General features: G+C 66.9%; 18 protein-coding genes. 5 read left to right on the top strand and 13 right to left on the bottom strand.

Annotated elements, in window-relative coordinates:
• Window positions 1-3 precede the first annotated feature (3 nt).
• Both ACILRJ_RS04725 and ACILRJ_RS04730 read right to left on the bottom strand, forming a co-directional pair.
• Entirely contained in the window at window positions 4-2,253 is a 2,250-nt protein-coding gene (locus ACILRJ_RS04725; RefSeq protein WP_395680903.1) for a M14 family zinc carboxypeptidase, read from the bottom strand.
• 86 nt (window positions 2,254-2,339) lie between these two features.
• Window positions 2,340-3,182 carry a hypothetical protein gene (locus ACILRJ_RS04730; RefSeq protein WP_395680905.1) on the bottom strand — a complete coding sequence of 281 codons (843 nt, stop codon included), beginning with the start codon at window positions 3,180-3,182 and terminating at the stop codon, window positions 2,340-2,342.
• Between the two features lie 92 nt (window positions 3,183-3,274).
• Between ACILRJ_RS04730 and ligA the strand changes: the two genes are divergently transcribed.
• Both ligA and epmA read left to right on the top strand, forming a co-directional pair.
• Window positions 3,275-5,686 carry an NAD-dependent DNA ligase LigA gene (gene ligA, locus ACILRJ_RS04735; RefSeq protein ID WP_395680907.1) on the top strand — a complete coding sequence of 804 codons (2,412 nt, stop codon included), beginning with the start codon at window positions 3,275-3,277 and terminating at the stop codon, window positions 5,684-5,686.
• Entirely contained in the window at window positions 5,679-6,638 is a 960-nt protein-coding gene (gene epmA / locus ACILRJ_RS04740) for an EF-P lysine aminoacylase EpmA (RefSeq protein WP_395680909.1), read from the top strand. Before ligA ends, epmA begins: the two co-directional genes overlap by 8 nt.
• A 109-nt stretch (window positions 6,639-6,747) precedes the next feature.
• On the opposite strand, the gene ACILRJ_RS04745 is transcribed toward epmA, so the two are convergent.
• The 5 genes from ACILRJ_RS04745 to sbcB form a co-directional block, all read right to left on the bottom strand.
• The gene (locus ACILRJ_RS04745; RefSeq protein WP_395680911.1) at window positions 6,748-7,992 is read right to left on the bottom strand and encodes a DUF4785 domain-containing protein; all 1,245 of its coding nucleotides are present in this window, start codon (window positions 7,990-7,992) and stop codon (window positions 6,748-6,750) included.
• An 11-nt stretch (window positions 7,993-8,003) separates the two neighbouring features.
• Window positions 8,004-8,864 carry a hypothetical protein gene (locus ACILRJ_RS04750; RefSeq protein WP_395680913.1) on the bottom strand — a complete coding sequence of 287 codons (861 nt, stop codon included), beginning with the start codon at window positions 8,862-8,864 and terminating at the stop codon, window positions 8,004-8,006.
• A 220-nt stretch (window positions 8,865-9,084) separates the two neighbouring features.
• Window positions 9,085-10,251 (bottom strand): MFS transporter, encoded by a 1,167-nt coding sequence (locus ACILRJ_RS04755; RefSeq protein ID WP_395680915.1) that lies wholly within the window; start codon window positions 10,249-10,251, stop codon window positions 9,085-9,087.
• A 43-nt stretch (window positions 10,252-10,294) separates the two neighbouring features.
• Window positions 10,295-10,981 (bottom strand): DUF2461 domain-containing protein, encoded by a 687-nt coding sequence (locus ACILRJ_RS04760; protein ID WP_395680917.1) that lies wholly within the window; start codon window positions 10,979-10,981, stop codon window positions 10,295-10,297.
• Between the two features lie 77 nt (window positions 10,982-11,058).
• Window positions 11,059-12,489 (bottom strand): exodeoxyribonuclease I, encoded by a 1,431-nt coding sequence (gene sbcB / locus ACILRJ_RS04765; protein ID WP_395680919.1) that lies wholly within the window; start codon window positions 12,487-12,489, stop codon window positions 11,059-11,061.
• A 78-nt stretch (window positions 12,490-12,567) separates the two neighbouring features.
• On the opposite strand from sbcB, the gene orn reads away from it, so the two are divergent.
• On the top strand, window positions 12,568-13,137 hold the full coding sequence (orn, locus tag ACILRJ_RS04770) for an oligoribonuclease (protein WP_395680921.1): 570 nt from the start codon (window positions 12,568-12,570) through the stop codon (window positions 13,135-13,137).
• Between the two features lie 104 nt (window positions 13,138-13,241).
• Here orn and ACILRJ_RS04775 read toward each other — a convergent pair whose 3' ends face one another.
• The 5 genes from ACILRJ_RS04775 to ACILRJ_RS04795 all read right to left on the bottom strand — a co-directional run bounded on the left by ACILRJ_RS04775 (window position 13,242) and on the right by ACILRJ_RS04795 (window position 20,306).
• Window positions 13,242-16,445, bottom strand: coding sequence for an error-prone DNA polymerase (locus tag ACILRJ_RS04775; protein ID WP_395680923.1), 3,204 nt, complete (start codon window positions 16,443-16,445; stop codon window positions 13,242-13,244).
• 155 nt (window positions 16,446-16,600) lie between these two features.
• Window positions 16,601-18,040 carry a Y-family DNA polymerase gene (locus ACILRJ_RS04780; protein WP_395680925.1) on the bottom strand — a complete coding sequence of 480 codons (1,440 nt, stop codon included), beginning with the start codon at window positions 18,038-18,040 and terminating at the stop codon, window positions 16,601-16,603.
• Window positions 18,041-18,055: 15 nt separating this feature from the next.
• Window positions 18,056-18,790 (bottom strand): translesion DNA synthesis-associated protein ImuA, encoded by a 735-nt coding sequence (imuA, locus tag ACILRJ_RS04785; protein WP_395680927.1) that lies wholly within the window; start codon window positions 18,788-18,790, stop codon window positions 18,056-18,058.
• A gap of 6 nt (window positions 18,791-18,796) precedes the next feature.
• Entirely contained in the window at window positions 18,797-19,438 is a 642-nt protein-coding gene (gene lexA / locus ACILRJ_RS04790; RefSeq protein WP_395680929.1) for a transcriptional repressor LexA, read from the bottom strand.
• A 40-nt stretch (window positions 19,439-19,478) separates the two neighbouring features.
• The gene (locus ACILRJ_RS04795; protein WP_395680931.1) at window positions 19,479-20,306 is read right to left on the bottom strand and encodes a CHAD domain-containing protein; all 828 of its coding nucleotides are present in this window, start codon (window positions 20,304-20,306) and stop codon (window positions 19,479-19,481) included.
• A 196-nt stretch (window positions 20,307-20,502) separates the two neighbouring features.
• Here ACILRJ_RS04795 and ACILRJ_RS04800 point away from each other — a divergent pair, with 196 nt between their 5' ends.
• A complete protein-coding gene (locus ACILRJ_RS04800; protein ID WP_395680933.1) occupies window positions 20,503-21,381 on the top strand; it encodes a HEAT repeat domain-containing protein in 879 nt (292 codons plus the stop codon).
• Between the two features lie 129 nt (window positions 21,382-21,510).
• Window positions 21,511-22,797: an amidohydrolase family protein gene (locus ACILRJ_RS04805; RefSeq protein ID WP_395682032.1), complete on the top strand. Its 1,287-nt coding sequence runs from the start codon at window positions 21,511-21,513 to the stop codon at window positions 22,795-22,797.
• 621 nt (window positions 22,798-23,418) lie between these two features.
• Here the strand turns inward: ACILRJ_RS04805 and ACILRJ_RS04810 are convergent.
• Window positions 23,419-25,647 carry a M4 family metallopeptidase gene (locus ACILRJ_RS04810; protein ID WP_395680935.1) on the bottom strand — a complete coding sequence of 743 codons (2,229 nt, stop codon included), beginning with the start codon at window positions 25,645-25,647 and terminating at the stop codon, window positions 23,419-23,421.
• Window positions 25,648-25,921: the final 274 nt, after the last annotated feature.

Here is a 25,921-nt window from a genome sequence, read left to right on the forward strand (position 1 = left end):
CGCTTACGGCATTGACGGATCGAAGCCGTTGCGGAAGATGATGTCGTTCGCATCCGGTCCGCAACTCACTGCGATGTCGCTGACCTGCGCTTCCACCGTGCCGCTGCCGCGGGTGATCGTGCAGGCCTGGTTGGGTGGCACGGCTTCGATCGTCACGTCGTAGGGTGAGCCATACGGCAACGTGCCCGGGAATGCGAAGCCGGTCGCGCTGGCCGGCACCGGAAGCAATGTGCTGCCGTTGAGCGAAAGAGTGAGGCCGGCGCCAGCGAGGCCGCTGACGGTGCCGCCGATCGTGAACTGGTCCGGCTCGAACGTCGCGGTCAGCGTGCAGTTCGAAACCAGCGGGCCGGCCGTGAAGACCGGAGCCGCGAACGTGCCGGGGCAGCCGCCGACGGTGCCCGTGTGCTGGCCGACCCCGGGCGTCAGCGTGAACGCCAGCGTCGACCCCGAAGTCACCGATTGCGGCGTCGATGGATCGATCGAGCCGTTGCCGACGATCTGCGGTGTCGCGATGACCATGGTGGGTGCTTGCGGTACATCCACGAACACCGCGTTTGGTGTGCCGGGCGTGCCGCTGCCACCGCCCGCCGTATTCACGCCCTGCACATAGATGATGTGGCGACCGGGCGCGAGACCGGCGAGAGCGACGTCACCGCCCACCGTTTCGGTCTTGCCATTGAACACGCCATCGCTTGCCGAAAGGGAAATGGCGACGGCACCGGCTTGCCATGGCAACCGGTCGACGTACGCGTTCGCCGCGCGAACCGTGAACGTCGTCTGGGTTCCGTTGGTCTGGTTGTAGCGCAGGTCGTCGATGGTTGCGGACACCGTCGTATACAGCCCGCCGGCGCCGGTCGTCGGCGTGGTCGCCGTGATGCCGTATGCATCCGGACCGGTCGGCAGGCGATACGGTGCCGCGGCCGCACGCGCGGCGTATCGCAAGGCCGCGAAGTTCTTCGGATACGTGGTCGACGTGAAGGTGCTGCACGACTCGAAGAATTGGACGCCGAGTTCGATCGTGTACGCGGGCACGCCGAGCGTGCCGTAGAAATTGTCGTCGGTCGCGCCATCGGTCGGATACAGCGAATCGGATTGTTCCGGCGTGTAGTCGTTGAACCATGCCAGGCGCCGGCCGAACGTCTGCAATGGCGTCCGGTTCGGCGCCGCGCTCGGCGTGTCGCCCCACGGCCACAGCACGAGTTGTGAATAACTGTGGATGTCGAAGAACAGGCCGGCGTAGTCGTCCGGTGACGCAGTGCTGACGTCGTCGGGACGGCGATCGGGCAATGCGCCGCCGCTGTAGGTGCCGTTGCCGCCGGGCGTGCCGGCGACGTAGCCGACGAGATTCTGCGTTTCCGGTTCCGACGCAGCGGTCGGGCCGCGGTAGGTCAGGTTGCACTTGGTGCCACTCGACCCCTGGCCTCCGGTCGTGTTCCAGTGGAACGGGAAATTGCGGTTGAGATCGATGCCGGGCTGCGAACTCGCGCCTGGCGTGCCGCTGCAGAATCCGTTCGTCGTATCGGTGTTCTTGCGCCACGAAATACCGGTTTCGGCCTTCTTGCGGCCGTCCGGATTGGCTTGCAGCACGAAGCGGAAATCGACGTGGTCGACCAGCCAGGTCGCCTCGGGATCGGTGCCGTACCCGCTGACGAGCCATTCGGCCATGCGCGTCAGCAACTCGGCCGGCGTGTATTCGCGCGCGTGGATCGATCCGAACACGACCATCTTCGGGCGATCGGGATCTGCCGCGGCGGTGGCGAGGTTGGTCACCCGCAACGTGCGCATGTCGTAGCCGGTGGCCGAATTCTGCGTCTTCTGCCAGCTCGGGCCGATCGCGTGGATTTCGGCCAGCCCCGGCTGCGTCGCGGCGAGATCATCCATCGTCTGGTAGGTGCCTTCCACGGTGCGGTAGCAGGCATAGCCGGGAATGCCCGGGTAACCGCCCTCGGTTTCCTGCACCTGGCGCGACTGGATCGCGTCCTGCATGCGCGCGTAGAACGCGCGCAGGCGTGCCGTGTCGGCGGCATCGACGGACACCGAGAGCCCCGCGTCCTCGAGCTGGCGAATGCCTTCGTCGTCCGTGTCCACGCGCAGGACCTGCCGCTCGGCATCGACGATCACGTGCTGGAACAGCGCCGCGCCGCGCACCAGTGCTGCATGGTCCGGATAGTGTGCCTCGATGAACCATTCGTCGGCGTGGACTGCGGACGTACAGCCGCCGGCGATCGCCAGCGCGAGCAAGGTCTTGCGCATTGAACTCGACTCTCCGCAAACCGATGATCCTAACAGGATCGGCAACGCCGGCCATGCGGCGTTGCATCGAAACGGGGGCGAATGCGCTACTCGATCTGCTCGCGGGCCCAACCAGCGTCGAGCGCTTCCATCGCGTCGCGCGGCTTCAGTTTCGCCGCCTTGTCCCAGGCTTCGGCGACTTCGTCCTCGCGTTTGTCGCCATGCAGCAGGAGCAGGCCGTTGCCGTATTCGACCCACGCGATCGGCGAGGCCGGGGTCAGTTTCAACGCCTGCTTGAGATGCTTCTCGGCTTCGGTGGCGCTCGCGCCGTAGGTGAGCTTGGCGAGCATGCCGCCGACCTTGCCGACGATCTCCGCGTGGTAGAGGCCCAGTGCGGTTTCCGCCTCGGCGTGCTTCGGCGCGCGCTCCAGCGTCGCATCGAGCGATTCGCGCACCTTGCCGGCGAGCCCCTGCGCGAGCGCCTTGGTGATCGAGATGGTCTGGCTGAGCCGCCCGATCGCGAACGCGCGGCGGTAGTGGCTGTTCGCTTCGGACGGCAGTGCGGCGACGGCTGCCTCGGCGAGTCCGATCAGTTCTTCGTAGCGCGCCGTCTTCGCCTTGTCGTCGTCGAGCAGGTAGGTCGCGTGGATGCCGCCCGCCTTCACCGCGACGGAAGCGCCGAGCGCCTTCAGCGCGACGCCGGCCTCGTACGCCTGCTGGAAATCGCCGCGGTGGAATGCACGCCACGCATCCTGCAGCTCGCCCGCGATCGCTTTTGCATCCTTGCCGAGTTTGGGGTTGGCCTTGAGCAGGGCGGCGACGTGCTTCTCGTCCGGGAACGGCTCCTGGTCGCCGGCATGCAGGTCCTTCCACGCCTTGGCGAGCTTGTCGCCGGCATAGTCGAAGCCCTTGTCCGGATGCGGAAACGCGGCCCAGCCCTTCTTCGCCATCGTGGTGTCCTCGCGCGGATTTGTCGCGCAGTTTGCCGTGACCGGGCCGCCACCGTCACGCCGCCGTGCGGCAAGCCGCTAAAATCGACCGCATGACCGCCACCCACGCCGACCCCGCCCGCCGCGCCGCCGAGCTGCGCGCGCGCATCGATGAAGCGAACTACCGTTACCACGTGCTCGACGAGCCGGATATCGCCGACATCGAATACGACCGCTTGATGCGCGAGCTGGAGGCGATCGAGGCGGAACATCCTGCGCTCGCCACGCCGGATTCGCCGACGCAGCGCGTGGGCGCCGCACCGTCCGGCGCATTCGCCAAGGTCCGTCACGAGATCCCGATGCTGTCGCTCGGCAATGCCTTCAGTGACGACGAGGTGAAGGATTTCGTGCGCAGGATCGAGCAGCGCCTGGGCGTGTCGGATGCCCTGTTCTCGGTCGAACCGAAGTTCGATGGTCTCGCGATCAGCCTGCGCTACGAAAACGGTGTATTCGTGCGGGGCGCCACGCGTGGCGACGGTGAAGAAGGCGAGGACGTCAGCTCCAACCTGCGCACGATCAAGGCAATCCCGCTGCGCTTGCGCAGCGGGAAGGTCGAGGACGTGCCGCTGCGCTTGCGCGGCAAGGGCTGGCCTGCGGTGCTCGAAGTGCGCGGCGAGGTCTACATGCCGCGTGCAGGCTTCGAGGCCTGGAACGAGAGGGCGCGCGCTTCCGACGGCGCTATCAAGGCGCTGGTCAATCCGCGCAATGCCGCGGCTGGCAGCCTGCGCCAGCTTGACCCGCGCATCACCGCGCAACGGCCGCTGTCGTTCTACGCGTATGCGCTCGGCGTCGTCGAAGGCGCCGACCTGCCGAATTCGCATTCCGCGGTGCTGCGCACGCTGCGCGACTGGGGTTTCCCGGTGAGCGAGCTCGCGTCGACGGCGCGTGGCGCGCAGGGCTGCCTCGACTACTACCGCCGCATCGGTACGCAACGTGATGCGCTGCCGTTCGACATCGACGGCGTCGTCTACAAACTCGACGACCTCGCCGCGCAGCGCGAGCTCGGCTTCGTCGGGCGCACGCCGCGCTGGGCGATAGCGCACAAGTTCCCGGCGCAGGAGCAGCAGACGACCGTCGCCGCAATCGACGTGCAGATCGGGCGCACCGGCGCGGCGACGCCGACTGCGCGACTCGCGCCAGTGTTCGTCGGCGGAGTGACCGTGACCAACGCGACGCTGCACAACGCCGACCAGGTCGCGCGCCTCGACGTGCGCGTCGGCGATACCGTGATCGTGCGCCGCGCCGGCGATGTCATCCCGGAAGTCGCGCGCGTCGTGCTCGAGCATCGCCCCGCCGGCGCGCGGCCCTGGCGGATGCCGACGCACTGCCCGATCTGCGGATCGGACATCGTGCGCGAGGAGGGCGAAGCGGTCGCGCGCTGCACCGGCGAACTGACCTGCGCGGCGCAACGCACGCAGGCGTTCTTCCACTTCGCCTCGCGCCGGGCGATGGACATCGACGGCCTCGGCGAGCGCTACATCGAGGACCTCGGCGATCTCGGTTACGTGAAATCGGTGGCCGACCTGTATCGCCTCACCCTCGACGACCTGCTCGAGATGAAACGCCGCGCCGACGAGCGCGACGGCACCACGCCCGCACATGCGCTCAAGGGTGGGGCCAAGGCCGGCAAGGTCGCCACGAAGTGGGCGGAGAACCTGCTCGATGCGATCGCGCACAGCCGCAAGGCGACGCTCGCGCGCTTCCTGTACGCGCTCGGAATCGAGCATGTCGGCGAGAGCACGGCCAAGGCACTCGCGACCTGGTTCGGCGAACTCGAATCGATCCGCCACCTGCCGTGGCCGATCCTCAAGCTCGTGCCCGACATCGGCGGCGAAGTCGCGCGCGCGGTCGACTCGTTCTTCCAGCAACCCGGCAACCAGCGGGTGATCGACGACCTGCTCGCAGGCGGCGTCGAGATTTCGGACGAACATCAGCCGTCGTCGAAGCTCGCGACGTCGCTGGGTCTTGCAGAGGTGTTGGCGCAGGCCGAGATACCGAAGCTGACGGCAAAGCGCGCCGAGCAGGTAGCCGTTGCATTCGAAACGATCGATACGCTGCTCGATGCCGACGTGGCAGCATTGTCCGCTGCCGGCCTGCCCGAGGAATCGGCGCTCGCCGTGCGCGACTGGCTGGAAAGCAGCGAAGGCAGGGCGCTGCTCATGCGTTGCGCCGATGTGCGCGCGCGCCTGCTTTCGTCGATGCCGGCCGTGTCGGAACAGACTGCCGGCCCGCTCGACGGCCGCACCGTCGTACTGACCGGGACGCTGGCGGCGCTCAGCCGCGATGAGGCGAAGGAAAAACTCGAACGACTCGGCGCGAAAGTCGCCGGCAGTGTTTCGAAGAAGACCAGTTTCGTCGTCGCCGGTACGGAAGCGGGGTCGAAACTCGACAAGGCGCAGGAGCTTGGCGTCGAGATCTGGGATGAGCAGGCATTGCTCGATTTTCTCGGCAGGCACGATGGCTGAGTCGGCGCGAAGTGCGGCGTTCCAATTGCGCGCAAGGACGTACGCGTTGATCCGCGCATTCTTTGCCGAGCGCGGCGTGCTCGAAGTCGAGACACCGATCCTTTCCGAAGCGGGCAACACCGAGCCCAATATCGAAAGCTTCGTCACGAGTTTTTCGGGGCGCGTCGACGGCGGCTCGCGCGAGCGCTGGCTGCGCACGTCGCCGGAATTTCCGCTCAAGCGCCTGCTCGCCGAAGGCATCGGCGACTGCTACGAACTCGGGCGCGTGTTCCGTGATGGCGAAGCGGGGCGGCGCCACAATCCCGAGTTCACGATGCTCGAATGGTACCGCGTGGGCTGGGATCACCTGCGCCTGATCGACGAGACGGTGGACCTCGTGCTCGCTGCGCTGGGTGCGTTCGGCCATCGAGCCGAGATCGTGCACTGCACGTATCGCGAGCTGTTCGTCGATGGGCTCGACATCGATCCGTTCACGGCCCCGATCGATGCATTGCGCGCGCCCCTCGCGGACGTGCGGATCGAAGGCGATGGACTCGGTCGCGACGACTGGCTCGACCTCCTGATCACGCACCGGCTGCAGCCGGCCTTTCCGCACGATCGGATTACCGTCGTGCGCGACTTTCCATCGACGCAGGCCGCCCTCGCGCGCATTCGAGCCGGCGATTTCCCGGTCGCGGAACGCTTCGAACTCTATCTCGGTCCGCATGAACTCGCGAACGGTTACCACGAGCTGACCGACGCCGTCGAACAGCGCGCGCGCTTCGAGAACGACAATGCGCGCAGGCGCGAGCGCGGGCAACGCACGATTCCGCTCGACCAGCGCCTGCTTGCGGTACTGCCAGCGATGCCCGCATGCGCCGGCGTGGCGCTCGGCATCGAGCGCCTGCTGATGTGCCTGGCGGGTACCGACGACATTGGCGACGTGCTCGCGTTCGGATTTGCCGACGCGTAGGGCGGGTCGAGCGCGAAGCGCGAGGCCCGCCATGCTTCCGCGAGGCATTTGTCGGCGGCACGCGCTTGCGCGCGTACCGCCCCCTACGCGTCCATGCCTTCGAGCAGGATCAGGGCAGCACGAGCGCGCGCTCACGCCGTTCGATCACGCCCATGTCGGCCTGGTTGGTCAGGCGCAGGTCGCGCAGTTCCCACGGCGAACCGAGTGCGGTCGCGAGGCTGGCCGCATCGTAGCGCAGCTCGAGTCCACCCTTGCCGCGTTCGAGCCAGGCTGCCGATTGCGCGATCGCCGCCGGATGCAATTGGCCGTCCGCACCGGTGCCGTACAGCACCGCGGACGCCTGGTAACGACTCGCGATGGCGGTCTCGACGCCGACGCGCAATGCGAGCTCGCGCTGGCCGGCGCTGTCGTTGCGTGTGACGGTGCCATCGAAACGCGCGACCGGCACGTTCACCGCGAACGCCGTGCGCGCGTCGCGCGGAACCGCGAGCTTGCCACCCGCGACTGCGAACGCGTGCACTTCCCACAGTCCGGGACCGCCGGCGTGGGCGAGGTCCGGTGTGACGCTGGCAAGGTAGCTGCCATCGGCCTGGCGGGCGAACGAGACATCCTGGCTCCAGCCGTCCGGCGCACTGATCATGCCGCCGATGCGCTGCAACGTCGCGCCTGCGAGCGATGCGCGGATGCGCAGCGGTTCGGTACCGACGACACTGTCACGCTCCGCGCCGAGCTTGAGCACGAGCGTGCTCGCCGGTTCGTGCACATGCACGAGATAGCTGCCTTGAGCGCTCGGCAGTGCGAGTCGCACATTGCCGGTCGGGACTGAATCGGAGAGGCGCAACGCGACACTCCCTTGCGGCGCGTCCATGCCGGCGGCGCGCAATTCGTCTTCGCTGGCGAGGCCGCGCAGCGCGTCCGCATTGTCGAGGCGACGCCCGGCGATGCTGAGCTGCACATCGGAAATCGCGATTGCGGAGCGGGTCGCGCCGCCGTGCGGGCTGATGCGGATCACCGCGCCCGGCGCGCTCAGCGCGAGCGGCAGGCCCGCCTGCATTTCGGATTCGCTCGCGTCGATCCAGTATTCACGGCTCTCGCTGATGAATGCCTGCGGACGCGCATCGAGCGCCTGGGTTGCATCGAGTGCCCACGAAACCGCGACGGGCGCGCGATCGAGATGCGCGGTGGCGAACTTGCCGGATGCCGGTGTGCTCAGGGCTGCCGGAACCTCATCATTCGTCGTACGCGCGAGTAGGCGCAATGCCTGCGCGCCGAATGCGTTGCCTGCGAACGCGAGGCTGCCGAGGAGGGTGATTGCGACCGCGCGGGAGAGTGGACGCTGCTTGTGGCTGTGCATGGTCGTTTTCCTCACAGGTCGTTGCGCAGGATGGTGTCAAGGCCGAAGCACGCGCGCCGGCTCTGGTTGTGGCTGAGCGGTTCGCCGCCAGCCATGCGTGCGGTGTCGTAGAACCACACCCGGCCCGCGGCGGCAGCGCTGGTGCATTCGATGAATCCATCGGAACAACTCGACAGCCATGCCTGGGTGACTTCGAGGCCGACATTCAGCGAGTAGCCGCCGCAATAGCTGTCCGAGTCCCATACCGCGGTCTCCACATCGCTGCCGATCACGTCCCAGAAACCCTTCGGCAGCGCCGGCCGACCGGCTGTGCCATAGAGATTGTTCTGGTTGTAGTAGGCCATCCAGCTGCGCTGCTGCTGGCGCACGGCGTCACTCTGGTAGCCGAGCAGCCAGCCGAGCGCGTTCTCGAACACGTTGCCCGCGATGACGGCGTCGGCGAGCGGCGTGCCCGCGCTGGATGGTGCCAGCGCATTGACCCAGCGCACCTTGCTGATGATCGCGGGATAGCGGCTGTCGTAGGTCGGGTTCGACAGGATCCAGCGCATCACGTTGCCGCCGTTCGAATGCGTGATGACGACGAGGTCGGTGACGTTGTGCGTGGCGAGGAAACTCGTCAGTTGCGTGGCGAGGCAGCCGGCGGCGCGGCTGTCCCACATGTACTGGCTGAAATCGCAGTTGATGACGACGTAGTTGTTCCGGTTGACCAGGCCGTTCCTGACGTTGTTGACCATCGTCGGCTGCCAGTAGTCGTTGTAGGCGTCGGTCTGGCTGCCGGTGCCATGTACGAAGGCGACGCCGGTGGTGGCGGTGGCCGCGTAGGCGTTGCTGGCGGCTGCTGCGAGCAACAGCGCGAAGGCGATGCGTAGCATGTCCTCTCCCAACGACCGCACGGCAGGGCGTGCAGTCGAATCGGGCCCGCGGACCATCGTGGCGCAACGCGTCCCTGCGGTCGTCAGTGACGAACCGGAGCGTTAACGGAGAAAAACGCTGGCCGGACGGGGCTCTCCCCAGCTCCGTACGGATGCGTATTGACGAAGGTATCGTTGTGGAAACCCCGCGTCAATCTTGCAGGTGCAGCAATGTCCGGATTCAGGCCGGGCCGCGTATCGACGCGCGCAGGGAAAGCGCGCACAGCGCCGCCGCGAACGCGGCGACCGCGCCGGCAGCGAGGAAGGCGGCGCGCCCTTCATCGACGTGCCACAACGCGCCCGCCAGCCAGGCGCCGAGCACGCCGCCGAGGCCCGAGGAGAAACCGTAGAAGATGCCTTGCGCATGCGCATTCGCGGGCCCGGGAAACCAGCGCACCAGCAACTGCATGCAGGCGGCGAAGAACGCGGCGAAGTTGAGTGCGTGCGTGGTCTGGGCGAGCACCATCAACGGAACGTTTTCCGGCAGCAGGGCGGTGACCCACCAGCGGAGTGCGGCCGACACCAACGCGAACAACAACACCTTGCGCGCGTCCAGTCGCGAAAAAATCCATGCCGCAGCGAAGAACAAGGCGATTTCCGCGGCGACACCGATGGCCCAGTACGCGCCGAGCGTGGATGGTCGATAGCCGTGGTGTTCAAGGTAGAGGGAGAAGAAGGTGTAGTACGGTCCGAACGAAACCTGCGCGAGCAGGGTGACGACGAAGAACAGGATGACCTCGCGCTGCAGCAGTTGCGTGCGGAACGTCGCGCCGCCGCCGTGGATCGGCGTCCGTGCCGAAGCGCCGTAGTCGTTCGCGAAGCTGCTCGCGACGAGGCCGACGTACAGCGGCAGCATCAACCACGGCAGCCAGTCGATCGACAGGCGGTCGAGGGCGAAGCCGAAACCGGCGACGATCGCGATGAAGCCGATCGAGCCCCAAACGCGGATGCGGCCATAGCGTTCGCTGCGCGCGCCGAGGTGCGACAGCGTCAGCGCTTCGAATTGTGGCAACACTGCGTTCCAGGCGAAACAGAACACGCACATCGCGGCAAACAGGCCATGGAAACCGAGCGGCAGCAGGAACAGCAGGAAGCTGCCGAGGACGAGCACGCAGCCGCCACGCAGCCAGTGGATCGGCCGCTTCGACCGACCGGCGAGCCAGCTCCACGCACTCGGAGCGACGATGCGCGTGCCGTACCACAGGCTCATGAGCACGCTGATCGCCGCGACATCCTGTCCGCGCGCCTTCAGGAACAGGCTCCAGTACGGCGAGAACGCGCCAAGCGCGGCGAAGTAGGCGAGGTAAAACCCGGCGAGGCGGCGCGCGGGTATCGTCGCGCTGGTCATTCAGGCGCGACGGTGCGGTGCATGGTCCCGCGCAGGCGATGCATCAGAATTCGAGCTCGACCGCGGCGCACAGGTAGTCGACCATCGGCGCCACGCGCTTGAACGTGTCGACGATGCGTGGATGCAGTTCGTCCGAGCAGGCGACCGCATCGGTGAACGACTGGCCGGTCGCGAAGTTCTTGCGCTTGAGGTCTTCGATCAGTTCGTGCGCGGGATCGAAGCCGCGGGGCGGACGCGTGAGGCTTTCGCCATAGAACTCGAACCGTTCGCGAAACGCCTTGGTGTGCACTGCCTTCTTCCACGCGGCCGGATTTTCCTCGAGGAATGCGCGAATCTTCTTCAGCGTCGCCGGTTCGGGATGCCAGATGCCACCGCCCGCGAAGCAGTCGCCGGGCTGGATGTGCAGGTAGAACGATGGCGCCTCGATCTCGCGCCGGCGCGCGTGCGCGAATCGCGCGCCCGCCCAGGTCTTGTACGGCGTCTTGTCGTTGGCGAAACGCGTGTCGCGATGGATGCGGAACAATGATCCGCCCTGCGGCCGCGGATCGGCGACGTAGTGCGCGCTGATCTTCGCGAGCGGCGCCGCAAGATCGCCGATCAGGCGCAGGAATGGCTGGCGCAGCACGTCCTCGTAACGCGGCTTGTTCGCGGCGAACCACGCGCGGTTGTTGTTCCTGGCGAGATCGCGCAGGAACTTGAAGGTTGCCGGGGAGAAATAGGTGGTGGACAAGGCGGAGGTCCAGGCTGGGAGGGGCTATTGTAGGAGCGGCGGTAGCCGCGATGGCTTGACGGCCGAGGGCCGACACACTACAGCAGTCCGCGCGCCCAGCTTTCGAGCGCATCGAGCAGCGGAACCTGTGCCGGCAGCGTCGCAGGATCCACGCGCATGCGTCCGATCAGCGCGAGACTTTCCTCGCGCGTGATGGTCGTCAGCGGTGATGCGGTATCGAGCCGGCGGCGGCGCAATTCGTCCCAGCGTTCGCGTTCGGCTGGATCGAGCGTTTCCGGCCAATTGCGCGCGCGGTAGCGGAACAGCAGCTCCACGTAGCGTGCGTCGCGAAACGGAAATGCACGTGAGCCGAGCTGCTCCGGCGGCGTTTCGCGCACCGTGCGGAACAGGCGCTTGTCCGCGTCGGACGGGAAGCCGTCGTACAACGCCAGCTCCGGATCGAGCGCGGCGGTGTGCGTTTGACCGCTCGCAAACACGCGCTGGAGTTTTTCGCCGAGGCCTTCGATGCCCCGCAGGCGTTCGAGGTTGGCCAATGCACGCTCCGGTTCCAGTGCGATGCGCGCCGGGTCCGCGCCCTTCAATGCGCTCATGGGGGCGATCGCCGGCGAGCGGTTCGCGTGGATCGCTTTCAGCGGAATGCGTTCGACGTCCTCGGGCAGGTCGGCGCGTGGCGTGAACACGCGGTCGGCGATCTGTTCGGCATCGAGTTCGAGCAGCGGGCCCGGGTCGACGCCAAGGTCATAGGCGATCACCGCGTTCGGCTGGGTCGGGTGCTGCGCCAGCGGCGCGACGATCGCAATGCAGCCGCGGATGGCCGGATAGCGCGAGGAGACATGCAGCAGGGGCGTCATGCGCGCAACGTCGAGCAGTTCGAACGCGCGCTGCTTGCGACGCAGATCGAAGTAGAACTGCCACAGCTTCGGCTGTCGCAGGCGCAGCAGGCGCGCGAGGCCGATCAGGGCCTCCACATCGGAGACCGCGTCGTGCGCTCGCGCCTGTGCGATGCGGTTCGCGGCGGCCAGGTGCTCGAGGCGGAAGCTCGGGCTGCCATCGTCGCGACGCGGCCATTCGATCCCGTCCGGTCGCAGCGCATAGCTCATGCGTGCAAGGTCGATCAGGTCCCAACGCGAGTTGCCGTCCTTCCATTCACGCTCGTAGGGGTCATGGAAATTGCGGTAGAGCAGGTTGCGTGTGATCTCGTCGTCGAAACGCAACGAGTTGTAGCCGACGTTGCAGGTGCCTGGCTCGGCCATTTGCTCGTTCACGCGCGCGGCGAACTCTGCTTCGATCACGCCGTCGCGCTGCATCTGTTGCGGCGTGATTCCGGTGATCAGGCAGGCGACCGGATGGGTCAGCACATCGGGCGCCGGCTGGCAGAAGATCGAGACCGGTTCGCCGACCGCTTGCAGATCCAGCGTCGTGCGGATCGCAGCGAACTGGGCGGGGCGGTCGCGGCGCGGGTCGGCGCCGGTGGTTTCGTAGTCGTGCCAGAGGAAGGTCTGCGTCATCGGCCGCAGCATAGCGCAGGGTTTCCAACTGGCCACGGCTTGCCTAGACTGCAACGCCATACGATCTGGGATGCACGCATGCGAACGCCGGACGAGAACAACCTGATCTGGATCGATCTGGAGATGACCGGACTCGATCCGGACAACGACTCGATCCTGGAGATCGCGACGGTCGTCACCGACAAGGATCTCAACCCGCTCGCCGACGGACCGGAGTTCGCGATCCGGCATGCGCCGGAGCGGCTCGAGGCGATGGACGACTGGAACCGCAACCAGCACAGAAAGTCCGGCCTGTGGCAGCGCGTGATCGAGTCCGAAGTGGACATCGCCACTGCCGAGGCGCTGACGATGGAATTCCTCGTGCAATGGGTGCCGGCGGGCAAGTCTCCAATGTGCGGCAATTCGATCTGCCAGGACCGGCGCTTTCTTTACCGGCTGATGCCGCGACTGGAGCGGTTCTTCCACTACCGCAACCTCGACGTGTCGACGATCAAGGAACTGGCGCGACGCTGGGCGCCTGAAGTCAGCAAGGGCTTCAACAAGGACTCCGCCCACACCGCGCTCAGCGACGTGCGCGATTCGATCGCCGAGCTGCGCTACTACCGGCCTTTCCTGGGACGCATCGCGGGGACCCTGGAGGCACCCTGACGGACCTTGTGGCGCGGGGTGCCGGTTCCGGCATCCGCGCGCGTTGGTCGCGCCTGCATCGCTCCCGCAAGAAGTGAAGCCATCAGCCCTCGGCCCCGGCAGCTTCAATGGAAATCCCGCGACGCGAACGCGAATTCGGGCAGCAACGCGCTGTAGTCGTGCAGGCGCCTGGCGATCAGGTGGTGGACGCCTTCGCTTGCCTCGAGCATGCCGTCGACGGCCATCACGGTCGATTCGAGCAGCACGCGATGCTGCTTCTCGGCGAGTGCGCGCCAGACCACGACGTTGACGATGCCGGTTTCGTCTTCGAGCGTGACGAAGGTGACGCCTTTCGCGGTGCCCGGATGCTGGCGCACGGTGACGAGACCGGCGCAGCGCATCGGCTTGCCACGGTTCGCCGCATCGGTGGTCAGGTGCGCGGGTGACACGCGCCGGCGCGCGAGTTCCCTGCGCACGAGCGCGAGCGGATGCGCGGTCAGCGACAGGCCGAGCGTAGCGTAGTCGGCCATCACGTCCTCGCGCAACGAGGGTTTGCGCAAATCCACCGTTGTCTCGCGGATCGTCGCCGCGGCGAGCACCGGCATCGGCATTTCCGCGCCGGCGCTGTCCCAGCGTGCACGATAGCGGTCTCCGCTGAGCGACTGCAGCGCGCCCGCATCGGCGAGGCATGCGCGTTCGGATGCATTGACGCGCGCGCGTCGGGTGAGGTCGGCGACGTCGCTGAATGGCGCGTTGCGGCGCGCGTCGACGAGGCGGGCGGCGAGGTCTTCCGACATGCCGCGAATCTGGCGCAGGCCGAGACGCAGCGCGACCGGATCGTCACCCTGCGCTGACGACACCGGTTCCAGCGTGCAATCCCGATCACTCGCGCTCACGTCGGCGGGCAGTACTTGCACGCGATGCTTGCGTGCGTCCTGGACCAGTTGCGAGGGCTGGTAGAACCCCATCGGCTGCGCATTCAACAGGGCGCAGGTGAAGGCGGCCGGATGGTAGTGCTTGAGCCACGACGAGGCATACGCCAGCAGCGCAAAACTTGCCGCATGCGATTCCGGGAAACCGTACTCGCCGAAGCCCTGGATCTGCTGGAAGATGCGCTCGAAATACGCCTCTTCATAGCCGCGCGCGAGCATGCCGTCGCGGATGCGGTCGCGGAACTGTCCGAGCCCGCCGCGGCGTTTCCATGCAGCCATCGCGCGGCGCAACTGGTCCGCCTCGCCCGGCGTGAAGCCGGCGACGATCTGGATCAGCTTCATCACCTGTTCCTGGAAGATCGGCACGCCGAGCGTGCGGCCGAGTGCTTCGTGCACCTGCGAGGCATCGGTGCCGCTGTCGCGTTCGAACTTCGATTGCGGATAGTCGATCGGCTCCAGTCCCTTGCGACGGCGCAGGTAGGGATGGACCATGTCGCCCTGGATCGGGCCGGGGCGCACGATCGCGACTTGGACCACGAGGTCGTAGAACGTGCGCGGCCGCAGACGCGGCAGCATCGACATCTGTGCGCGCGATTCGATCTGGAACACGCCGACCGTGTCGGACGCGCGCATCATGGCGTAGACATGATCGTCATCGTGCGCCGGAATGTCGTGCAGCAGTGGCCGCGCGCCGTTGTACGGATGTCGCCAGAGGCCATGTTCGTGCAGCAGATCGAGGCATTTGCGGATGCAGGTCAGCATGCCGAGCGCGAGCACGTCGACCTTCAGCAACTTCATCGTCTCGAGGTCGTCCTTGTCCCACTGGATGATGGTGCGGCCCGGCATCGCCGCGTTCTCGACCGGAACCAGGTGGTGCAGCGGCTGCTCGGAGATCACGAAACCGCCGACATGCTGCGACAGGTGGCGCGGGAAGCCGCGCAGTTCGCCGGCAAGCGCGAAGAGCTTTTTCAGGATCGGGCTGGATGGATCGAAACCGCGTTCGCGCAGCACCGTGTCGAAGGGCTGCCCGCTGCGGATGCGCGAATACATCCCGCTCAGGCTGTCGAGCTGGTCGTCCGGCACGCCGAGTGCGCGGCCGACGTCGCGCACCGCACTCTTGCTGCGGTAGCTGATCACGGTCGCGGCGAGCGCGGCGCGGTCGCGGCCGTACTTCTCGAATACGTGCTGGATGACCTCCTCGCGTCGTTCGTGCTCGAAGTCCACGTCGATGTCGGGCGGCTCCTTGCGTTCCTTCGACAGGAAGCGCTCGAACAGCAGGTTGCCGTTCTCGGGGTTCACCGCGGTGATGCCAAGGCAGTAGCAAACGGCCGAATTGGCCGAGGAACCGCGGCCCTGGCACAGGATCGGCGGCTCCTGCCTGCGCGCCCAGCCGACGATTTCCTCGACGGTGAGGAAGAAATGCTCGTAGCCGAGCTCGGCAATCAGCACGAGTTCCCGTTCGACCTGGGTGCGCACGGCATCCGGGATTCCGCGCGGCCAGAGTCGCGCCATGCCCCGCGAGGTCAGGTCGCGCAGATGACCGATCGCATCGAGGCCGTCCGGCACGAGTTCGCGCGGATAGCGATAGTCGAGTCCGTGCAGGTCGAAGTCGCAGCGCATGGCGATGCGCAATGTTTCCGCGAGCGCGTCGCGTGGATACAGTGCCAGCAGGTCGTCGATGCGACGCAGGTGGCGCTCGCCATTCGGGAACAGGGCATGGCCGGCATCGGCGACGTGGCAGCCGAGGCGGATCGCGGTCATCAGGTCCTGCAGCGCGCGACGCCGACGCACATGCATGTGCACGTCGCCGCTGGCGACCAGCGGCAGGTCGTGGCGCGTGCCGAGTGCGTGCAGCTGCGTGAGCCGGCATGTATCGTCGGCGCCGCGGTGGAGTTCCAGCGCGAGCCAGGCACGGCCGCGGAAATTGCGCGTGATCCACTCGGCCTGTTGGTCGAGCGTGGCGGTGTCGCGCGACGAGGGAATCCACAGCACGAGCACGCCGTCACCGATGCGTTCGGCGTCGCTGCGCGCGAGGCGGTATTCGCCCTTGGCGCTGCGGCGGCGGCCGATGGTGATCAGACGACAGATGTCCGAGTAGCCGGCATGGTTTGCCGCGAGGAGGACGAGCCTGGGGCCGTCGTCGAGTTGCACTTCGGTGCCGACGATCAGCTTCAAACCCGTTTCGTCACTTGCCTCGAGTGCACGTACGATGCCGGCGAGCGAGCATTCGTCGGTGATCGCCAGCGCGTCGTAGCCGAGCTTCTTCGCGCGTTCGAACAGTTCGAGCGCACTCGAAGCGCCGCGCTGGAACGAGAAGTTCGACAGGCAGTGCAGTTCCGCATAGCGCGCCTGCGCCTCGGTGGGCTTTGCGGGAATTGTTCCTTCCAGGGAGCGCATTGTGGCTGCCGTCGCTCCTCCGGGGTTTTCGACGAGGGAGGCGCGATGCTGCGCCCGTGGCGGACTGCTGCGCGGATCGTCCTCGGGGCGGGTCGACAAGCCCGGCTCGATCGGCGCGCGTAGGCGGCGGCGCCTGGGTCGGCGTGATGGCTCGCTCATGCGAACCAGCCGTGCAGGGTCCATCCGTGCGTCGCGTGAGCGGCGCCTCCTGCGATGACGAACGCCCAGGCACGCTGGCCGGAACGGGTCTCGACGATGTAGTAGTCGCGGCGCTGGTCGCGCTCGTCCCACCAGCCGCTCTCGATGCGCTCGGGACCGGCGAGGATGCGGCGCGGGCCGTCGCGCAATGGCAGCGGGCGTCGCAGCAACCAGAACGGTCGCGTGGCGGAAACGCCCGCAGTCGACGGCGCATTCGCAGCGATCGGCAGGAAACGCCAGGCCCGACCGGGGCGATGGTCGGCGACGCTGGCGAGTCCGTGCAGGGCGTTGTCACCGAGTCGCGCATGCAGGCGCTCCACCAGCGCCGGCCAGCCGAGTTGTTCGCGGCGATGGCTGTCGAACAGGTCGCGATGCAGCGGGCACAATGGCGGCAGGTCGTCGGCGATCAGGTCGAGTGCATGCACCGGTGCGACGAGTTCGATGCGTTCGAGCCGCGTGCGCGCGAGCTCGAACAACGAAGCCGCATCGCGCTGTGGCGCCAGCAGGCCGATTCCGACGCGCGTGCTCGCGCCGCGCTCGTGCCCGAGGCGCAGGTCGAAACATTGCACGCCGCCGTCGCGGCTGGCGAGGAACAGCGAGAACTCGCGGATCAGGCGCTGCAGCGGGAACGCCAGCGCGACATGCGATTCGATGCCGTGGTTGAACTCGATCCGGCGTTCGTAGCGTTGCGGCGGTTGCCAGCGCGGCAGGGTTTCCGCGGCCCGTCCGCACATGCGGTCCAGATGGTCGAGCGCATCCTGGCCGATGCGCCGCGCGAGCTCCGCGCGCGGCAGGCGGAACAGGTCGCCGAGCGTGCGCAGGCCCATGCCATGCAGGGCGCCGATGGTCTTCGCGGCGAGGCCGCTCGCGACCAGCGGCGCCGCCGCGAGCGCGAGTGGAAGCTGGGCGAGCGCCGGAATCGCGATGCCGGTTGCGCAGGTCGCGAACACGCGTGCCGCGGTGGCGGTCGGGGCGGTTGCGAGCGACCAGCTGAAACCGAGGCGGTCGAGTTCCGTGCGCATTCGTCGCTCCAGTGCCGGCCAGCCGCCGAACAGGCTCAGGCTGGCGCCGACTTCGACGAACAAGGTGTCCGGCACCAAGAGACTGACTTCGGCGCTGTAGCGATAGGCCCACGAGGCCAGTGATTCGAGCGCCTGCCGCTCGGCGCCCTGGTCGCGCGCGGCGAAGGCGAGGCGAGGGCAGAGCAGTTGCGCGCTCGCAAGAACCTGTCCCGCATGCACGCCCGCCTTGCTGGCGGCCTTGTTCGCTAGCACGACCTGTCGCCGCTGCGATGGGCCATCGACGACCGCGAACGGTCGGCGACTTTCGGCTTCATCCGCGCCAGCGCGGATCGCCTCCGACGCCAGTTGCGTGAATCGCAGGCAGGCCCAGGACACGCATGCCTCGACGATTCAGGCGGACAGCCGGATCGCCTGCGCGGATTCGAGGCGGCCGCGGCATTTGATGATCTCGATGCGCGGGCCCTGTTCGCCCGTGACGAGTTTGAGGCGCAGCGCAGCCGGGCTCGTTTCGCGCGCGGCCGCGAGCGGCCGGAACACGAAGCCGATCGCGCCACCGGTTTCGGCGGCGAGCTGCAGCCGGCGCAATTGTCGGTAGTCGGCCTGCGGCAGCCAGTTCAACACGGCGCCACAGCAACCGGCACGCAGACATTGCTCGGCGGTCCAGTGTGTGTCGATCGCGGCCGCGTCGATGTGCACGATCTGCGAAAGATCGACGCCGGCGGCAGCCAGCGCCGGTGCGTACGGAATGTAGGGAGGTGCGATCAATGCGACGCGTCGACGCGCGCGCGTCAACGTCGCAAGGGCGGGCAGCACGAGGCTGCATTCACCGAGGCCGTCCTGACCGATCAGGATCTCGCTGAGCGCACCCCGCGGCCAGCCGCCACCGGGCAGCAGCGCATCGAGGGCAGCGAGGCCGGTCGACAGGGCATCGCCGCCAAGCGCAGGCAGCGCACCGCGTCGCCAGACGGCCGGATGGCGCAACACATCGGCGAGCGCGGCTTCATTACGGCGGACCGGTCGCGTGGAAACGGCAGGTGTCGTCGCCAGCGGCATCGGCGCAGGAGAAAAAACCGGGCTGTCAGCCGCGGACGAAGCAGGGATGTCGAAAGGAGTCGATGTGAACATCGCGGCTCATCCTTGTCGCTGGAGTCGGGGGGAGGAATCGGGACGGATCAGGCCGACGTAGATGCCTTCGATCGCGAAGGCATGACGCTGGGGATCGACTTCGATCGGCGCGAAATCCGGATTCGCGGGCAGCAGGCGCACGCGTCCGCCGCGGTGTTCGAGCTGCTTGACCGTGACTTCGTCGTCGAGTCGCGCGACGACGATGCGGCCGTGTTCCGCGCTCGGTGTGCGATGCACCGCGATCAGGTCGCCATCGAGGATGCCGGCATCGCGCATGCTGAGGCCGACGACGCGCAGCAGGTAATCCGCGCGCGGATGGAACAGCGCGGGATCGACGCCGTGCTGCGCCTCGATGTTTTCCGTGGCGAGGATGGGGCTGCCGGCGGCAACCCGGCCGACGAGGGGTAGCTGGGTTGCCGCCGGCGCCCGCAAGCGATGCGGGAGACGCAGGCCACGATGGTTGGGCAGGCGCTCCAGGGCGCCTTTGCGAACCAGGGCCTCTACATGATCCTGCGCTGAGCTATGTCTTGCAAGCCCCAGATTCTCCGCGATTTCGCGCAGCGTGGGTGCGCGCCCATGATGCTCCAGATGGAACCGGATGCAATCCAGTACGCGTTGTTGGGCGGCAGTAAGGCGCAGATCGTCCATGGCGCGAATGTACGTACATTCGTACGGTAACGCAAGCCCGTCAGGCTTCGCTGGCAGGCGCGATCGGCGTGCGCGTGAATTGCGCGATGCGGGTGCGCAGTCGTCCGAGGTCCTGTTCCGCCAGCGCACGCAACGAGGCGCGGTCCGAAGGCGTGAAGGGCGAGCCACGGCCGCAATGCTCGCATAGCAGCGCGTAGTCCTGGGCGTGGCCGAGCAGGACCGCCAGGCGCTTGTCGTGCTTGTCCGCTTTCGCCGCGCGATCGTCGAGCGCGCGCTGTTGTTGCGAAAGGCGTCGTGCGCGTCGGCGCCATCGGTGCCAATCGTCCGCATCGCCGCTGCCCGCCGCCCTCGCGCTGGCGGCATCTGCGCGCACGCGACTGTGCAGCAATGCAGCATCCGCGGCATCGGCATCAAGCAGGTGCCAGGGCAATCCGTGCAGCGCAGCCAGCAGGGTTGCCAGCAGTGCACGCCGTGCGCGCAGTTGCGGATCCTTAGCCAGGACCTTGCGGGCGCGGGCAGCACGATCGCGCATCGCGGCACGGCGTGCGCGATGCAGCAGGAGAAGCGCCTGCGCATCGTCGGCGTGCCTGCCGAGCAGGTAATCGAGAACGCCTGCGAGCGCATGGGCGTCGCGCAGCTTCGACAACCCGCAATTGACTTGTCGCAGTTCGCGATCGATCAGGCGCGCGCCTGGACCGAGCAGCGTTGCGCCGAGTGCGAGCGTGGCACGCGTGCGGCGCAGCGACTTGCGTGCCTGGTGCACGCCCGCATGCAAGCGCGAGCCACGCCAGCCGAGGCAGGCGATCGCACGGGCGAGTTCGGCACTCGCGTAGTCGTGCAACTGCAGGCCGATGTCATTGCGGTCCATCCATTCCCCGACAGAAGCGACCGTGCCAGCATAGCGGGTCGTCGCCTGGGCATGCGCACGCCTGCCGGCGCGCGCGGCGAGCGCACCCAACCCCGCAGGTCGCACATCCGCGTTTGCCTCCAGATCGCCACTGCGGCGCTCGCTTCCCGTCATGATGTTCCCGCCATACTGTCGCCACCTGCTCGGGAGAATTCGGATGAAACGCTGGTTGCTGCTCCTGCTCGGCCTCGCCACCGTGGGCGCATTCGCGGCCAGCCCCGCTCTGCGCAGTGCGGCGATCATGCAGTTGCGCTCGATCGCCGAGCCCTTGTTCGAGAAGGGTGCGTCGACCGAACCACGCTTCGACGCGTTCTATGCCGGCATGGTCGAATCGCTGCCACCGCAGGAAAAAGTCGAGCATGCGCTCGAACTTGCGATCAATCGCCGGGAAGGCGCGTCCGAGTACGTGATGCAGAACGCGCAGGCCTGGCGCGGTACATTCAAACCGACGGACAGGCTCAAGACCTTGATCAATACCGCCGGCGATTCGCCATTGATCGAGGTGCGCATGGCGAGCTTCGAGGTGTACCTCGCCGAATACGACCTCGAGAAGTCGGTCGCGCAGGTCGATCGACTGTTGCAGCAGATGGCGAACGATCCGCAAGGTTCGGGCGCGTGGGCATTGTGGAACGTCGCGATCATCGGGGCACGTGGCGTTGATCGCGAACGGATCCATCGCGAGCTGCTGTCCGCGTTGCACACCGGTGACGAATCGCTGCGCCGCTGGGCGGTCGATGCGCTGGCGAAGTTCGGCGGGGTCGAGAGCATCGCTCCCTTGCTCGATGTCGCCGGGCGCGAGAAGTCGGCCATCGTGCGCGAACGCGCGTTCTGCGCGCTTGCACAGTCCGGCACGTTCCATGTCGCCGAACGCTACGAAGCGGTTCCGGGCCTCTACGCGATCGCCGCGGATGCGAATGCGGACCGGCAGTCCGTCGCATGGGCCTATCAGGCCCTGCGCGAGATCACCGGCATCCACGATCTGCAGGACGACGCCGTACAGTGGCACGCCCGACTGGGCGAGGCGAATTTGCTGTAGCGGCAGTGCGCGATTCGCACCGAGGGGCTTGGTTGCCGGCCCTCGCGTGCTGCGCCGAGAATAGGCGAAGGCGCCGGATCATTGGCGGTCCGTCCGGTTCTCACCGATGCCGAGGGAAATCCGATGCGCATGCTTCACCTGGAAGTCCTGTTCGGACTCGCTTGCCTCGTGGCTGCCCAGCCGTCCGCCGGCGCGCCGGATGTCCTGCTGATTCCCGATCGTGTCTGGACCGGAACCACCGATCGCAGCGAGAACGGCCTGGCCGTCCATGTGCACGATGGCGCCATCGTGGCGATCGGTCCGGTCGAGCGCCTGGCGGTGCCATCCGGTACGCGCCGGATCGTCCTGAAAGGGGCGACGCTGACGCCCGGTTTGATCGACCTGCATTCGCACCTGTTCCTGCATCCGTACAATGAGACTCCATGGAACGACCAGGTCCTCAAGGAACCGCAGGACTACCGCAGCGTGCTCGCGACCGTGCATGCGCGACAGACGCTGCTTGCAGGCTTCACCGCACTACGCGACCTCGGCACCGAAGGCGCGGGTTACGCCGACGTTTCGATCAAGCGCGCGATCGATGAAGGCCTCGTTCCCGGCCCGCGCCTGTTCGTCGCGACACGTGCGATCGTCGCGAGTTCGAGCTATGGCCCGGGGCCGCGCGGCTTCCGCCCCGATCTCGAACTGCCGCAAGGCGCGCAAGCGATCAGTGGCGTGGACGAAGCCGCGCGCGCGGTGCGTGAGCAGGCCGCGCGCGGAGCGGACTGGATCAAGCTCTACGCCGACTATCGCGTCGGACCGAACGGCGAGACGATGCCGACGCTGAGCCTCGCGGAAACGAAGGCGATCGTCGAGGCCGCGCATCGCATCGGTCGTCCGGTTGCGGCGCATGCCGGCAGCGACGCCGGCGTGCGCATGGCGGTGGAGGCCGGCGTCGATACGATCGAACACGGCGACGCGGCGAGCGACGAAACGTTGCAGCTGATGAAACGCCATGGTGTCGCGTTTGAGCCGACACTGGCCGCGGTCATGGCGATCGGCGAATACTTCGAGCACTACGTACCCGGCGGCGAACCGACGCCGCGCATGCGCGAATCCGAACGCGCGTTCCGTGCGGCATTGCGCGTCGGCGTCATCATCGGCAACGGCAGTGACGTCGGCGTGTTCGCCCATGGTGAAAATGCGCGCGAGCCCGAACTCATGGTTCGCTACGGCATGACGCCGGCGCAGGCGCTGCACGCTGCGACCGACGGTGCGGCGAAGATCCTGCGGCAGGGTGATCGCTTCGGGCGCATCGTTCCCGGACTGCGCGCGGATCTCGCCGCGTTCGAAGGCGATCCGAGCACGTCGATCGATGCGTTGGGCAAGCCCATTTTCGTGATGAAGGACGGTGCCGTGTATCGCGAGCCGGCGCCGTAGGTCGACGGCGAAGTGCGAGTTCAGTCGCAGCCGGGGCGGGCGTGACCGGCACCGAGAGCGCCAGCGGACGCGGTGTTCAAGCCATCCTGGCCTGCCGGGATTTGCTCCTGCAATTCCGCCGTGCGAGGCAGCGTGGGGGACACCGGAAATTGCTCCTGCATTTTCGACCCACATGGATGTGGGAAGTGTTCGCTGGCGGGGAGCGCCAGCGGGCCGGTGTTCAGGCCATCCATGGACATGCCGGGAATTGCTCCTGCATTCCCGGCATACCGTCCATCCATGGACATGCGGGAATTGCTCCTGCATTCCCGGCATGCCGTCCATCCATGGACATGCCGGGAATTGCTCCTGCATTCCCGGCATGCCGTCCATCCATGGACATGCCGGGAATTGCTCCTGCATTCCCGGCATACCGTCCATCCACATGCGGGAATTGCTCCTGCATTCCCGGCATACCGTCCATCCATGGACATGCCGGGAATTGCTCTTGCATTCCCGGCATACCGTCCATCCATGGACATGCCGGGAATTGCTCCTGCATTCCCGGCATACCGTCCATCCATGGACATAAAAAGACCCCGGCGCGAGGCCGGGGTCGCGTAGTGCCATGGAACGATCGGATTACGGCGAGATCGTGCCCTTCAGGCTGACACCCGAATACGCCGCGTAGGCGCGCACGTTCACGTAGTACGTGCCGGCGGTCGGTGCATTGAAGGTGCATGTTTCGCTGTTGCCGGAGGTGTACGGACGGCAGTCGTAGGTCGACGTCGTCGGCGCACTGCCGCGGCGCACGTACATGTCCGCATCACCGGTGCCGCCGGAGATCGTGAACACCACGCTGGTCTTGCCGGCCGGAACCACCAGCGTGTAGTTCGCCGAAGTCGTGCCCGAGGCCTGCGAGGGGAGCGTGACCGGCACGCCGCTGGTGAGGACCGTACCGCCGCCGCCACCGCCACCGCCCGCCGTGTAGCTGCCGGTCAGGCTCATGCCGGAGAACGTGCTGTAGGCATGCACGAGCACGTAGTACTTGCCGGCCTGCGCGGTCGCGATGCTGCACGTTTCACCATTGCCGCTCGCCCACGAACGACAGTCGTAGGTCGACGTCGTCGGTGCGGAGCCGAACTTCACGTACAGGTCGGCATCACCCGAACCGCCGGAGGTGACGAACTTGAGGCCGGTCGCGCCAGCCGGCACATCGAGCGTGTAGAGCTTGTCGCTGCCGCTCGCGCCCGAGATGCCGGTGACCGCAACGCCATTCGTCAGCGCGGTCGGCGTACCGCCGCCGCCACCGCCACCACCGGTGCAGCTGACGCCGACGGCGGTGAACGCCGCGGTGACGTCGGCCTTGACGAACCCGAGATCGGTCGCTGCCGTCTCGACGCCGCAGGCGCCGCTGTTGAACGTGCTCGACGGCGTCCAGTACAGGCTGTTCGCGCGCGCGAACGACTTGAACGCCTTGACCGTGTCCCAGCCGGCGGTCTTCGCCAGCGTGCAGAACGCTTTGTTGTAGACGCCGGACGAGTAGTGCACGTCGAGCGAGCTGGTGTAGTTCGCTGCGTTGTCGATCGAGCCGCCGTCCTGGGTCGGGTTGCACATGTAGCGCAGCGCGCCCGAGGCCTTGAACACTTCCGGGCCGACCAGGAAGTCGTTGGTACCCTTCCAGTAGTACTCGGTCGCTTCGCCGCCCATGTCCGAGAACGCCTCGTTCATGCCGCCGGACTGGCCGGAGTAGGTCAGGTTGGAGTGCTGCTCGGTGAAGCCGTGCGAGACCTCGTGGCCTGCCACGTCGACGCTGACCAGCGGATAGAACGTGCTGGCGCCGTCACCGAAGCTCATCGTCGAGCCGTCCCAGAACGCGTTCTCGTAGCTCGAGCTGTAATGCGTGCGCATGACCAGCTGGAACGTCAGCGCCTTCACTCCCATGTACGAGCTGTACATGTTCTGGATCACGCCACCGAAGAAGTGCGCGTCGTTGAGCGGCGAGTACGCACCGTTGATCGACTTCACTGTGTTGCGCGGACAGGTGTACGAGAACGCGGTCGTGCTGGTGGTGCCGCCGTTGAGGTTCACCGTCTTCACGTCGGTGTTGTTCATCGTGCAGGTGGTGCCACTCTGCGCGACGTCGAGGAAGCCGTACTTGCCGCCCGATCCCCATTCGTACTGGCCGGTTTTCGCGTTGCCGCCGGGGCCGGTGCCGACCTGTGCGGTGGTCAGTCCTTCCAGACGCTTGAGCACGTTGCCGCTCTGGGCATCGATGATCACGATCGGGCGACTCGGCTGGCCGCCATCGATCTTGTCGGCGAAGAACGACACGACGAAGACGAGGCGCGCACTGCCGGCGTCGTCGACATAGATCATCTGGCGCGATTCCTCGCGCTCCGTGCGCATGGCCTTGTTCAGGCCTGCTTTGGCGATCACGAGGGCCTTTGCCGAGGTCAGCGTCGCGCTGGCGGAACCGAGATCGGCGCCGAGGCCGTTGATCTGGCGGCCGAACAGGTTCATTACTTCACCCCTGGCGTTTTCGGTGATGACAACGTGCTCGCCCCACACCGGGATGCCGCGGAAAGTCTGCTGGTAGCGATAGTGCCTGACGCCGTCGGCATCATCGACGACGGAGAGCTGCTGCAAGGCGGACTGGCTTTCGAGGCCCAGCAGCTCGGCATGGCGCTCGTTCGCGGCGGTGGCGGCACCCATGCCGGCCGTTGCGCGGACATAGGTTGAATTCAGTACCTTCGTATCGTGCCCGTGCACGTCGACCACGGTTGCGGCGGACGCGGAAGCGGCGTACATCGCAAGAAACAACGGTGAAAGCGAAACTGCCGCCGTCAGGCGGCGCGTTGACTTGATCACAGATTGACTCCCCAGCAGATGACGGATGGTGGTGTTCGCCGCGGTTTGAAGACGGCGTCACCACATGGTCACCAGGGCGGCATCGCATGCGCCAGGCGCAGGCGTGGGGGCAGGCGCCCCCGCGCCTGTTCCCGGTCAACATCGATCCCTCCCCGGATCGCGCGTGAAACCCCTCTCTTGGTTTCTGGCGCGGGCGGCACCGTAGCAGTGCCCATGACGAAAGTAATGCTGCGTGGCAGCGAAAGGCGGATTTGGTGTGACCGGAGTCTCATGA

Source organism: Dokdonella sp. (genome assembly GCF_044227025.1).
GTDB lineage: Bacteria > Pseudomonadota > Gammaproteobacteria > Xanthomonadales > Rhodanobacteraceae > Dokdonella_A.